General features: G+C 49.6%; 10 protein-coding genes. 1 reads left to right on the top strand and 9 read right to left on the bottom strand.

All coding sequences use genetic code 11. The features are described from left to right. Nucleotides 1-73 precede the first annotated feature (73 nt). From BZG82_RS15580 to BZG82_RS15550, 7 genes are all read right to left on the bottom strand, one after another. Entirely contained in the window at nucleotides 74-1,558 is a 1,485-nt protein-coding gene (locus BZG82_RS15580) for a sigma-54 dependent transcriptional regulator (protein ID WP_077479283.1), read from the bottom strand. Between the two features lie 166 nt (nucleotides 1,559-1,724). Next, complete coding sequence (gene fliS, locus BZG82_RS15575; RefSeq protein ID WP_069589317.1) at nucleotides 1,725-2,129, bottom strand: flagellar export chaperone FliS; 405 nt, start codon at nucleotides 2,127-2,129, stop codon at nucleotides 1,725-1,727. Nucleotides 2,130-2,141: 12 nt separating this feature from the next. Then, on the bottom strand, nucleotides 2,142-2,435 hold the full coding sequence (locus BZG82_RS15570) for a hypothetical protein (protein ID WP_131826251.1): 294 nt from the start codon (nucleotides 2,433-2,435) through the stop codon (nucleotides 2,142-2,144). A gap of 11 nt (nucleotides 2,436-2,446) precedes the next feature. Beyond that, nucleotides 2,447-3,805 (bottom strand): flagellar filament capping protein FliD, encoded by a 1,359-nt coding sequence (gene fliD, locus BZG82_RS15565; protein WP_077766265.1) that lies wholly within the window; start codon nucleotides 3,803-3,805, stop codon nucleotides 2,447-2,449. An 18-nt stretch (nucleotides 3,806-3,823) separates the two neighbouring features. Continuing rightward, entirely contained in the window at nucleotides 3,824-4,258 is a 435-nt protein-coding gene (locus BZG82_RS15560) for a flagellar protein FlaG (protein WP_069589313.1), read from the bottom strand. 63 nt (nucleotides 4,259-4,321) lie between these two features. Then, nucleotides 4,322-5,446 (bottom strand): flagellin, encoded by a 1,125-nt coding sequence (locus BZG82_RS15555; RefSeq protein WP_077662871.1) that lies wholly within the window; start codon nucleotides 5,444-5,446, stop codon nucleotides 4,322-4,324. A 265-nt stretch (nucleotides 5,447-5,711) separates the two neighbouring features. Then, complete coding sequence (locus tag BZG82_RS15550; RefSeq protein WP_077478934.1) at nucleotides 5,712-6,854, bottom strand: flagellin; 1,143 nt, start codon at nucleotides 6,852-6,854, stop codon at nucleotides 5,712-5,714. Nucleotides 6,855-7,283: 429 nt separating this feature from the next. Between BZG82_RS15550 and BZG82_RS15545 the strand changes: the two genes are divergently transcribed. Continuing rightward, nucleotides 7,284-9,389, top strand: a complete 2,106-nt coding sequence (locus BZG82_RS15545; RefSeq protein ID WP_077766264.1) for a tetratricopeptide repeat protein — start codon at nucleotides 7,284-7,286, stop codon at nucleotides 9,387-9,389. A 94-nt stretch (nucleotides 9,390-9,483) separates the two neighbouring features. Here the strand turns inward: BZG82_RS15545 and flgL are convergent, their stop codons facing one another. Together flgL and flgK are read right to left on the bottom strand one after the other, a co-directional pair. Continuing rightward, nucleotides 9,484-10,677 carry a flagellar hook-associated protein FlgL gene (flgL, locus tag BZG82_RS15540; RefSeq protein ID WP_077766263.1) on the bottom strand — a complete coding sequence of 398 codons (1,194 nt, stop codon included), beginning with the start codon at nucleotides 10,675-10,677 and terminating at the stop codon, nucleotides 9,484-9,486. An 11-nt stretch (nucleotides 10,678-10,688) separates the two neighbouring features. Then, nucleotides 10,689-12,566: a flagellar hook-associated protein FlgK gene (gene flgK, locus BZG82_RS15535; RefSeq protein ID WP_077662873.1), complete on the bottom strand. Its 1,878-nt coding sequence runs from the start codon at nucleotides 12,564-12,566 to the stop codon at nucleotides 10,689-10,691. Nucleotides 12,567-12,626: the final 60 nt, after the last annotated feature.

Genomic DNA, 12,626 nt, shown 5'->3' with positions numbered 1-12,626 from the left:
ATTTATATCATGCAATTAGAAACAAAAAAGCGAAGTCATTTTTTTGACTCCGCTTTTTTGACACACGGTCGGTTTAAATCAGTTCTTCTTTATTTAGCCCGTATTTACGCATCTTTTCGACTAGCGTCGTCCTTCGCATACTCAGCATGTCTGCCGCGCGAGCGACCACGCCTGATTGCGCCTCCAAGGCTTGTCGAATCAGATCAACTTCGTAATCCGCCAGCATTTCTTTTAGGTTAACGCCTTCCGGTGGTAGCACGACCGCGCCTGGGCTATCGTGAAAGCCTGGCATCTCATCCATCATAGGATCATCGTCGGGCTCACTAAACATCGCCGTTAAGGCATCACGTTCAGCCACAGCGGTTTCTTCCACCGAATACGCTTCCGGCTGAAATTCTGGAATATCACTGTAGCGATATTTAGCTGGAAGGTGGTTGACGTCAACAAGCTGCCCCGGATACAAAATCGCAAGACGCTCAATGAGGTTGGCGAGCTCACGTACGTTACCTGGCCACTCATGCTCCATGAGCGAGTTAATCGCGCGTGGCGAGAGGTGTACACGGCTGCTTCCTTCACTATCGAGACGCGACATCAGCTCATGTATCAACATAGGAATGTCGTCAAGACGCTCTCTAAGCGGCGGCATTTCGATCGGAAATACGTTTAAGCGATAGTAAAGATCTTCGCGAAAATCACCTTCTTCAATCATTTGCTCAAGCTGGCGGTGTGTGGCCGCCACCACTCTAACATCCGCGCGAATACTCTTATTTCCCCCGACTCGCTCAAAGGTGCGCTCTTGTAACACCCTTAGCAGCTTAACTTGCATCGGCATGGGCATATCACCAATTTCGTCAAGAAATAAGGTTCCACCCTCGGCCAACTCAAAACGTCCTTTACGCGCGGAAATCGCCCCCGTAAACGCGCCTTTTTCGTGACCAAATAGCTCGCTTTCTAAAAGTTCTGCTGGGATAGCACCACAGTTGACCGGCACAAAAGGACCGGATGCTCGTGAGGAAGCATGATGAATGTGTCGAGCGACCACTTCTTTACCGGTCCCTGACTCACCCAGGATCAATACATTCGCTTCGGTAGCAGCCACTTGGTCTACCAAGCGACGGACTTGCCCCATCGCCTCGCTCTTACCGACCATGTTGTGAAAGGCGGTATTGTCACCGCTAAGCTGCGGGATGCTAAATGCCTGTTTGCCTGCAAACTCTCGACAGTGGTGAAGCGCGTCAAATAATTGCGGGTAGTTAAGGGGGAGGCCCAGTTCACCGACATAGTTTGGCAGTCCTGAAAGCTCACGGTCGTGGCGACGTATCGCGATAACAGGAACATGATGATAGGTAGCAAGCTGCTCAAGTACCTTTTCAAGCAAGGCAGAAGAGCGGACGTGGCCAAGAAAACATGCGCCCCAGTTTTGCTCCCAAAGTGCGTCACTGACATCTGCTGTCGAGTGAAGCGCGTAACGCTCGCCAATAAAGTCGAGTATCACGCCGAGATCGTGACGAAACTGGTCATCGTCATCGATAACAAGGATTTTTGCTAAATCTTGCATGTGTGAGATACGTCTGCCCTGATAGATATATTATTGTTGTCACGTGCCAAAAAGCCGCAACAAACTCAATTTTAATCAAGACATTGTAATAGAGAACGCGCATAAGGCAACTGGAGACACAGTAAACCTGTGACTCCAGTGCCATGTCAGTCTTTTGGTAGGCTGTTTAGCTGGTCGCTTGGGTCAGATTATGGTATTCGGACGGAATCTGGTCCCATGCCGATTTTATCTCACGTAAAATCTCAATCACATCGTCGATGGGTTCCGGTTTATTTTCCAAATTCGCCTCACTGACTTGGCGAATCATAAAGTCATAAAGCGCATCCAGGTTGTTGGCAATTTCGCCTCCATCATCCATTGATAGACAAGCGCGGAGATTGATAATGATATCCAACGCTTTACCTAACCGCTCACCTTTGACGGATAAGTCGCCTTGTGCCATGGCGGCCTTGCCCTGAATCAAGCGTTCAATCGCACCGGCCATCAACATCTGTATGACCTTATGAGGCGACGCGGCGCTTAATTGACTGTCAACAGAGACCTTTTTATAGGCCTGTAGTGAGCCTCTCATAGTCTTCCTCACCTATTGAAATTTCTTATACAGCTGCACAGATTGCTTACCCTTGCGCTGCTGCAACAACGTCTTGGCAGCATCAGCTCTTTCATTATCGAGTGCTTGAACCAACTGTTCAGTTCTTGATAATGCCTTTGCCCATGCTTGACCATCAGGCTGCTCCGAAGACGCTGCAATCTGGTCGAGTAATGCCTTTCTATCATGCAATTGCTGAGCCAGTTTTTCGGGATCAGCATCACGTTCGGCTAGTGAATGCGCAATCGCCTCATCAATCGCTTCTAATTGCTGAAGCCAGTGTCTCATTTCACTCGTCATCATGCTGGCATGATGTTTTGCATTGCTTGAAGCTGTGAACGCATTTGCGCTGTCGCTTCTTCCATGGCGGAGAAGCGTTTCATGGTCCGCGCCTCAAGGTTTTCCATCCGTCTATCCAGCTCCTGCTGCTCATCACGTAAACGCAGCTTCTGATCAGACAAGGTATTCTCGCGGTTACTGATGGCACCACCGGCACCGGTAAAGCCATTCACGACCTCTTCCAGCTGGCGAGCAAAGCCTTTGTTTCCACCAAAGAAACCTTCTAAAGCGTTAAAATTTTGACGAAGCTGTCTATCTAACACCTTGCTATCAATTTCTAACCGCCCATCCATCGTGGTCGTTACACCCAGCTCGCTGAGTGTCTTCATCCCTTCTGGTGCTTGTTCAATGGGCGATGAAAACAAGTTCCGTAAGCGACTTGTGGCCGTACGGATTACACTTTCTCCGACTAAAGGGCCCCCTTGCTGCGTCTCGGGATCGTATTTGCCCACGGCTTGTGCCACACGGAAAAAGGCGTTGTAGTTATCAACAAAGCTTTCCAGCGTGGAGCGTACCGACTCACGATCATGCTCAACAGACAAGGTAATGGGTGACGCCCCAGCTTGACTAACGTCAAGTGACACCCCGTCAATCGCATTGGTAAAGGTGTTGGTTTCACTGGAGACAGATGCAATACCATCAATCATAATCTGCGCATCTTGCGCAGCTTGCATTTGCGTCAAGCCATTGCCAGCTTGACCGACTTTAAACCCCAGTTGATGCAGGGCGCTCCCCATTTGAGCATCAACGTTCACTGCAATCTGATTGCCCGCCCCCGTCTTAGTGCCGTTTAGAACCAATCTTGCCCCACTGTTATCTTGGATCAGTGACGCTTGCACACCGGGGTTGGTTGGATCGCTGTTAATCGCACGGACAACGTCGGTTAAACTATTTTTACCTTGTGGGATATCAATGATGCTTGTCCGGTTGCCCATGGTAATGGTGAGCTTACCAGAACCTAATGGCGCATCTGCATCCATGCCAGCAGAAACGAGCTTGTGCGTGCTCGCTAGCTGCTGAACGTTAATTTGGTATTTTCCGGGAATCGCATCAGGACTCGCTGATGCACTTAAAGCGTCAGAATTACTGACTGAGGCAGTCCTTGCCGCATAAGACTCGTTGCGACGAAAGTCATACATTTGACTTTTGAGTTTATCGAGAGATTCTTTTAAGCGGCCAAACGCACTGATGTCAGTTTCGACATCATTCATGCGTTTGACGATCCGCTCTTGTTTGGGTGCACGCTCAGCATCCACGATCTTAGTGACCATGGCATTGATATCGATACCGCTACCCATGCCTGCTGCGTTTACACCCATGACGATTCTCTCACCTCGTTATACCTTTTCTGCCACCAGCCCTCGCGCATGTTGCGACAATTGCTTGGCCAGCTCTAGCATTTCCTTTTCTGGGATTTGGCGGATGATATCCCCACTGCTCATTTCATAAACAGTGATGATACTTCTGCCCGTATCCTCATCAAGCCGGAATGCTAGGCCTTTGTTAAAAGAGGACATAAACTCATCGAGACGTTCGACCAACTTCTCCAGCTGCTCACGTTGCATTTCGCGGGTTTCGTTAAGACGCTCCGCTTGTTCAACGCGTCGCTGCTGCATAGACTCACGCGTTTCTCGACGAACGGCCTGCTGGTTTTGGCTCACGCTAACCTGATCAGGCCGAGTTTTTCCTACTCTCTCTTCTCTTGCAATCTTTGTGCCGTCGGAAGAGCCGGTATGAGGCAGGGATGAAGTTGAAACGGATGAAATGTCCATTACGATTCACCTCCTGTTAGCGTAGCGGCGGAGTATCCGCCGCTACTGGGTTATAAAGCGTGATTAACCCAACAGGCTCAGTGCCGCTGACGGCGCCTGCTTGGCCTGTGCCAGAATCGACGTACCAGATTGCTGTAGGATCTGAGACTTAGTGAACTCAGTGGTCTCTTTAGCGAAGTCCACATCGCGGATTCGGCTGTTAGAGGCGGTCACGTTCTCGTTCACGTTGTCCAAGTTCGCAATCGTGTGGCTTAGACGGTTCTGTTTCGCACCCAGCTCAGCACGGTGTGAGTCAATAAACTGCATCGCGTTATCGATAAGACCCACAGCTTTCTGTGCACCACCGATAGTAGAAACATCCACATCTTTGATGGTTTCATCCACCTTGGTCCCCATTGCCAGTGAGGTTGCCAATGCGCCTGTAAAGGTAGCATCAGAACCCGATGCAGTAACGATTTGAAGCTCACCGTCCTCAGTCACTGAAGCACTCAGTTTGTCATCTGCCTGACCATTAATATAGGTAGCAATTTCTTCAATGTCATCGCCGCCTTTTGCGGTCACGTTGATAGAGGTCGTTGCACCATCCGCATCCGTGATAGTAATGGCTAGGGTTGCACCGTCTGTTGCTGTCCAACCTGCTGATTTTGCGTTTGCTGCAGTAAAGCTAGCACCACCCATTTCAGCATGGTCAGCACGGATGTTTTTAAATTCCATCATCACGGCTTCACCAGCATCCGCACCCACCTGGAATGAACGCGTACCGAATGTGCCGTTCAGTAGTTTCGCACCACCGAATGATGTGGTTTCTGCAATACGGTTTAATTCGTCTTGCAAGGCCACCACTTCTTCTTGGATAGCTGCACGCTCAGAGTCGCCGTTTGCGCCGTTAGCGGACTGCAAAGATAGGTCACGCATACGTTGCAAGATGTTGCTTGACTCTTCCATCGCCCCTTCGGCGGTTTGCGCCATAGAGATACCGTCGTTGGCATTACGTACGGCAACATCCAGACCACTGCTTTGAGACATCAATCGGTTAGAGATTTGCAGACCCGCTGCGTCATCCTTGGCGCTGTTGATACGATAACCGGATGACAAACGTTCCATTGAGTTGTTCAGCGCGTCGGTTGAGTTATTCAAGTAACGCTGAGCAGTCATTGCAGGGACGTTAGTGTTAACTGTAATAGCCATAACTATTCTCCTTTGGTTCTAGGTCCGGCTTCGCCCAGCTGACCAGGGAAAACCAGTTCGAAAATCTTTCACAACCCATTTAGCGGCGCACAGTCAAAAAGCTTTAGTATTTTTTGCGTGCTGACGATGGCTAAACCACCGTCGCTTCATGGTGCTATGGAAGTTAACGTCCACAGGAGAAATATCTTTAGCGTGATTCGCGAAAAAAATGACATAAAAAAAGCGGCAATCACTTGCCGCTTTTTAGTTGCTTGATTTGTCAGTGTTACTGAAGCAAGTTCAGTGCAGCTTGAGGCATCTGTTTGGCCTGAGCCAACATCGACGTCCCCGCTTGCTGGAGGATCTGTCCTTTCGTCATGGCCGTGGTTTCGCGCGCGAAGTCAGTATCGCGAATCCGGCTATTGGACGCAGACACATTCTCCTGAATGTTCGACAAGTTGCTGATGGTGTGGCTCAAGCGGTTTTGCTTCGCACCCAAGTCAGCACGCTGACTGTCGATATAACGCATCGCGGAGTCAATCACACCAACGGCCATTTGTGCACCGCCCACATCCGATACGTCGATGTCTTTGGTCGTGATCAAGTCACCGTTACCGGAAACTAGTCCTAACGATGTCGCAAGTCCACCTCCGAAGGTAACTGTGCCTTCGACTTTGGGCTCTTCGATAAAGATTTGCAATTGCCCCTCTTCATCGACAGACGCGGTGAGCATTTCATCGGATTGACCATTGATGTAACTGGCCAATTCTTCAACATCATCACCTGGCTTAGCACCGATCGTTAAGCTGACATTTTCACCGTCTTTGGTCGTAAATTGCAGCTGCAGTGTTGATGCGGTCGGGTCAACTTGCCAGTCAGCCGATTTTGACTCCGTGCCAACAAACTCAACCCCACCCATGCGGAAATCATCCGCGCGAATGCTGGTTAAACCCATGATGATTGCTTCACCGGCATCAGCACCGATTTGGAAAGACGCATCCCCGAAAGAGCCGTTGAGTAGGCGTCGCCCACCGAATGCTGTGGTTTCCGCAATACGGTTTAGCTCATCCTGCAAGGCTGCAACCTCTTCTTGAATCGCGATACGCTCGGATTTACCGTTCGCGCCGTTCGCTGACTGTAATGAGAGATCTCGCATACGTTGCAAGATGTTAGTGGATTCTTGCATGGCGCCTTCAGCGGTCTGCGCAATCGAAATACCATCGTTGGCGTTTCGCATTGCCACATCCAGACCACGCGTCTGAGCAACCAAACGGTTAGAAATCTGCAAACCCGCCGCGTCGTCTTTAGCACTGTTGATTCGGCTACCTGACGACAGACGTTCCATTGAATTATTCAACTCATCAGTCGCTTTATTCAGGTAACGCTGCGCAGTCATCGCAGACACGTTGGTGTTAACTGTTACACCCATTTTGCTCTCCTTTGACTTTCGCTTGCTTTGCGAAACAGCCTACCCGCGACGTGTTGCACTGTTTGTTTGCGGTGCTGCGGGAACAGCTTGTTAATCAGTTTCAAGATCAGCCCGTTCAAAAACTGGCCGCTTGATAAATTTAATACAATATGTGNATTTTAATCAATGACTTATGGATTTATATTGCCCAACCAATCGTCTTAAGAGGCAACGCCTAAACCATAAAATGAGGCGAAAGCGGCAAACGAGCGGCAATGCCTATCCAACTTTCTTTTCCTTGTTGCCTTGCAAGTAAGTTGCCAAACACGCTAACCCACAGATCAAAGGAACATTTTTTGCATCAAACTTGTCTTGCCATACAGCGCCATTGCCTTGACAGGCAGCGCCAACGGCCGTGCTCACCACAGCTAGAATAGGACGACGCAATCTATGACCCAAGATAACGATGGCCATACCAATATGACGTTGGATGAGGCATTTAAACTCGGCATAAACCTTTATCAGGAAGGAAATAAAGCGGACGCCCGCGACGTGTTCGAGCAAATTTTGTCTCATGCGCCCGATGCGGCACAAGTGCGGCAAGTCCTCGCCGTATTAGATGCGGAGGAAGGCAATCTCGAGCAGGCGATGGCGCATATCAACCATGCACTGGCACTCACTCCCGACGATTTATCATTACTGTTTGATAAAGCGCAGCTGCTGGTTCAACAAGGAAAGAACACGGCAGCGATGGAGATCGTCGAGCGTCTATTTGTTGCCGCGCCAACCAACCCTGACATTCTAAACCTACGTGCCCAACTGACTGAAAAACTCGGCCATAAAGGTGAAAGCCGTCGTACTCACGCATTGCGCGACGAGTTATACCAACTCAAAAATCAAGGGCTCGCCGAAGAAATTGAGAAAACCATGACATTAGCGGCGAACTTCATGGCTGATGGACATGTGGAGCAAGGCGAACAGCTCTATCAAACGATCTTGACGCTTGAGCCAGATTACCCGCCGGCACTGATGGCACTGGCCCAGTATGCGCTAGATGATGAAGCCTTCGGAAAAGCCCATCAGTTGTTACTCCGTGGCAGTGATAAAGCGCAAGCTCACCCAGTTTGGCAACTGCTTCTGATCAAAGCCGAATCGGGATTAGGCCACTATGCCCACGCGAGACGACGCTGCCTGAGCGTGTATAAACAAAGCCAAGATCCAGCGTTTCTCCGACAATTATTGGTGATTTATCTCAATGAGCGAAACTGGTTAGAGACCAGTAAACTTGCTAAACAGTGCTTACGAGATGACCCTGAGCGCGGAGAGTTACATTATGCGCTGGCGCGTGCCACATTTGAGCATTTGAAACAGCATCACCAATTTACCCACGAAAAACTAACCCATTGCTACCAGATTCACGAAAAAGCCTGCCAATACGTCACGGGTAAGCATGCGAATACCTTGCAAGCGCAATTAGGCGAATTAGATTGGTATTTAGGCAACATTGATAGCGCGCAAAAGCGTCTCGAATCGCTATTGGCTGACAGCCCGGATGATCACGCGCTGCGCTTTAACTTAGCGTTTGTCTATCGCACTCAGATGGCATGGCCCGCATTTTATGAGGCCAACGAAGCTGGCATTGAATGTGGCCGTCGACTGAAATATCACGGTGAGTTACCGCGTTGGGACCTCTCTCGTCCCGAAAGCGATGCCGTACTCATTATGCCTGAACAAGGTGTCGGGGATGAGCTCGCCTATTTTCATAATGTGGCTATGGTGGTGGAACGTGCCCGAAAGGTCTACGTTGGCTGTGATCCTCGTCTTGAGCCCGTGCTCAAAGCCGCCTTTCCCACTACAGAGATCGTGCCTATTTCACGTACTGACGGGCAAGATATCCATATTCCTGATCACGTGTTAGCCGATATCAATAGCTGGGTCGCGGGCGGCTCACTGGCGGGGATTTGTTATCAGCATTTCGAGCGCCACCTTTATCAGCAAACCTATATTCGCGCGTCGGCAACTCAAGAGGCACCTTGGCGATCGATGCTGAATGAACTGAAAGCTCAAGGGCCGGTTATTGGCGTTTGCTGGCGAAGTGGCTTGGCAGCAGCAACACGGAATATCCATTATTTGATTGCCGATGAACTGGGGCAATGGTTAACAAAAATGCGTTCCCTTCATCCTAAAGTTCAGTTTGTGAACTTACAGTATGGCGACTGCTCAAAAGAGCTGGCCAAAGTTAAAAAACAAACTGGGATCGAGGTCGTGCCATTACCAGGCTTGGATCTTAAGGATGATTTTGTCGGGAGTGCGAATGTTATGGCATCCATTGACGGCGTGTTTACCGCCGGTACCGCTGTTCACCGGACCGCCGTTGCGGTAGGGGCACCTTGTTATGTCTTTTTTGCCGGCCACAAAGACAGTGATCCGATGCAAGCAGTCGCAATGTCTGGCCATCAAGAGTATGCATTCTGCTATCCACCCTTGATGAACGATAAAAAGCCGCTATTGGACGCCATGGCACAGGCCATGTATCGCGATTTATTGACCGAGTAACCGACGCTCCCCAAGACCACCAACAGCAAAAGGGCAGTCAATACTGCCCTTTTCATGGAAACGTCTTACCGTTAAAGCACGTTGGCGATGCGGATTAGATATAGTTGAACAGCGATAAGTCTTTCGTTTTCGCAAACGCTTGTTGCGATGCCTGTAGGGCTAACATGTCTTCGTTCATATCGATCGCGGCTTGGGTATAGTCCAAGTCCTCCATCGTGCCCAATGAGCGATTCAGCACCAATTTGAAATCTTTGTGCATGCTCTCTTGCCGATCTAGCGTAGTCAAACGTGTGCCGACCTCAGAACGGGCCTTGTTTAAGTGTTTGAACGCCGCTGCAAACTGATCGGTGACTTGATGGAGCTCTGCGGTTGCAGACGCATCATCGATGTCAGCATACGACAACGCGGCACCATTTTTAAACGCATCAAAGATAGTGAAGGTGTCTTGACGCTCGAGTGCAATGGTATCGCCGGGCTTCATCTCACCTTCAAAGGTCATTTTAAGCGTGTTCCACTCAATCCCATTTTGAGGGTCGTAGAGCCCGGTGCTCACTTCGGTCCCGTTTTGAGTCAATGAATAGGTTGTATCACCACTGGCATTCACATCAAAGGTCACTGCGTATGCGGCGTTGTCTGTATTATTGCTGTTTTCTGCGCGAGCAAGCAGCAACAAGGAGCCATCTTGCAAATCGTACTCGGGCTGATAATCCCCATAGGGGTTATCAATTTCCATAAACATTTTATCGCCCGGATCCGATGTGGGCACTTCTACCGCGGGGGCAACTTGCGCAGTACGAAAATAGCTATCACCGGCATAACGGACATTGCCTTGACTGTCGCGATAAAAAGGTTGCGTACTGGTTTGGGTCCCTGAGAACAAGAAGTTGCCTGATTCATCCTTGGTATTCACCAAGTCCATGAAATTATCAAACATACCTTGCAAGTCTTGGCGGTGCGCGGTGCGATCGTCATCGGATAGCGACCCGTTGATCATCGCCATCACTTTGCGTTTCGCACTGTCCATCAATTGCTCAGACTCATCAATCGCGATCTCTTCACGCGTTTGGCGGTTTCTCGCTAGCGTTATCGAGTCAATGAACTGATCAATTTGCTCGTCTTGCTGGCGGAAATTCTGAATATAAATTGACGACACAGGATCATCACCCGCAGTGATCACTCGCTTACCGGTCGCCATTTGTTCTTGATTATCTTGCACCTTAATATTCTGGCGCATGATATCGTTAGATACTGACTGGTAGTTATGAAAGCTGGCAATACGGCTAATCATGATAGCTATCCTTATCGTGTCGCATTGAGCAGTGAATCAAACGTCTCATTTGCGGCTGTCATAATGCGCGACGCCGCCATATAGGCACGTTGAAACTTCATCATATTCGCGGCTTCTTCGTCCAGATTGACTCCGGCGATTTCAGCAACGCGTCCTTCGGCCGCATCATGCTCCACCAAGCTGACATCCTGCAGTCGTTCATACGACGCTTTTTGTACCCCAAGGTCGGTATTCAACCCTTCATACACATCCAACAAGGTAGAACGTCCGTTATCCATCAGCTTTTGCGTTTGCAATTCTTGCATTCGGATCAGGTTACTGTTGTCGCCATCTGCTGGGATCAGACTGATGGCAAGAATGTCGTCAGGCGCCGCTTTATCGTTAATCTCAATCAAGGTGCCATTGACGTTAATCGGCCCTGTTGGCGGATACGCTTGTGGTGCAAGCAGTACTTGCCCGTCTGTATCCGTGACCGCAAACTGACTCCCATCAGGTGATATGCGAACTTGGAATTCTTTCTGAGCCCCAGATTGCAGTACGCGCACATCCCCCTCACCATGGCTAATTGAGCTGGCGCTGACATAACTTTGAGCGGCAATGCCAGCAGGATCATCCATCACCATGCGGATTTGCCCTGCAGCTGCACGCGCGGGGCGCAAAAAGACCCGTTCGTTAGGCGCAAGGTTAGCGTCGATTTGAACGCGCATGCCATCTACATTAAAACTTGGCGGTGTTCCGCTGGGCGTTACCGTTGATTGCTGGCCATTAGGTGACGTGAGTGTGTACTGCGCCCCATCAAATTTTAATTGATAGTCACCGATTTTAAGCTTCTGAAGATCATCGATGTACACTTTAAGATCGGCGGTCGAGTCACCACTTTTGATCACCCGGGATGCCGCAATACGGTCGTCATTAAAGTCGGTCAGGATATTCTTGCCAACCTCACCATTTAGATCGAAGCCTTGTCCTTGCAAATCGTTCAATGCTTGAGAAAAGCCAATCGCCATGCGGCCGAGTTCGTCACGCGCCTGCCCCAGTGTCTGATCGCGATATTCAAATAACGCGCCGAGCTTACCGCGAATATCGCGATTAGAAATCGCCTTCACGCTTTTCCCTTCAACTAAGGCCAGCTGACGTTCTTGGTGATCAGGCTTTCCCGGTAAGGTTGTGAGTTCACTGCTGTTCATCCCTGACACCAGCATATGACCACTGCCGATGATGACATTAAATAAGCCATCTTCACGCGCATTAACACTGACTTGGGTGTATTCAGCTAACTCACGAATGAGCTTGTCATGACGGTCAAGTAAATCGTTCGGCTCGCCCGGTGTTTTCAGAATAGCTTTATGAATATCAACAATTTCGCGGCCAATATCGTTCATACGCTTGACCGTGGCATCGATTTGCGAGGAGGTATCAATCGACTGCTGCTGAAGTACGCCATATACGTCGTTTAATCCAGCAGACACCATGCGCGCTTTCTCTAGCACCACCTTACGCGCTCCCATATCACTCGGGCTATCGGTGAGGCCTTTTACTGCACCAAAGAACTCATTCATATTGTCAGGAATTTTCCGCGCTGAGTGCGCCATCATATCGTCAAGGCGCCCAAGCTGATCATTGCGCGCGGCGGCATGTTCTAAATTGGAGGTAGCAATATTGAGCTCATTAACGGCAAACTTATCGTAATTACGGCGCACTGCAGCGGCGTGTACGCCGTCACCGTAGTTATTCCCTCCCCAATAATGAGGATCGTTAACTTGTTGCTCAACAGACTGACGGCTATAACCCTCAGTGTTCACATTGGAAATATTGTGACCTGTGGTATTAAGTTGTCGCTGCGCGGTGAGTACACCTTGCGACCCAAGAGAAAGCAGGTCAAAGCCCATTGTGCCTCCAGAAAACCCGGCAATAGAAACGAGATACAGGAATCAAAGCAAGAATTGAGC

Origin of the sequence: Salinivibrio sp. PR5 (assembly GCF_001996085.1) — a bacterium.
Lineage (GTDB): Bacteria > Pseudomonadota > Gammaproteobacteria > Enterobacterales > Vibrionaceae > Salinivibrio > Salinivibrio proteolyticus.
This window is presented reverse-complemented; position numbering and strand designations above follow the sequence as displayed.

Excerpts from the sequence above, each read along its gene's own strand:
- BZG82_RS15580 (WP_077479283.1), bottom strand. The coding sequence starts at position 1,558 with ATGCAAGATTTAGCAAAAATCCTTGTTATCGATGACGATGACCAGTTT.
- fliS (WP_069589317.1), bottom strand. The coding sequence starts at position 2,129 with ATGAGAGGCTCACTACAGGCCTATAAAAAGGTCTCTGTTGACAGTCAA.
- BZG82_RS15570 (WP_131826251.1), bottom strand. The coding sequence starts at position 2,435 with ATGAGACACTGGCTTCAGCAATTAGAAGCGATTGATGAGGCGATTGCG.
- fliD (WP_077766265.1), bottom strand. The coding sequence starts at position 3,805 with ATGGGTGTAAACGCAGCAGGCATGGGTAGCGGTATCGATATCAATGCC.
- BZG82_RS15560 (WP_069589313.1), bottom strand. The coding sequence starts at position 4,258 with ATGGACATTTCATCCGTTTCAACTTCATCCCTGCCTCATACCGGCTCT.
- BZG82_RS15555 (WP_077662871.1), bottom strand. The coding sequence starts at position 5,446 with ATGGCTATTACAGTTAACACTAACGTCCCTGCAATGACTGCTCAGCGT.
- BZG82_RS15550 (WP_077478934.1), bottom strand. The coding sequence starts at position 6,854 with ATGGGTGTAACAGTTAACACCAACGTGTCTGCGATGACTGCGCAGCGT.
- BZG82_RS15545 (WP_077766264.1), top strand. The coding sequence starts at position 7,284 with ATGACCCAAGATAACGATGGCCATACCAATATGACGTTGGATGAGGCA.
- flgL (WP_077766263.1), bottom strand. The coding sequence starts at position 10,677 with ATGATTAGCCGTATTGCCAGCTTTCATAACTACCAGTCAGTATCTAAC.
- flgK (WP_077662873.1), bottom strand. The coding sequence starts at position 12,566 with ATGGGCTTTGACCTGCTTTCTCTTGGGTCGCAAGGTGTACTCACCGCG.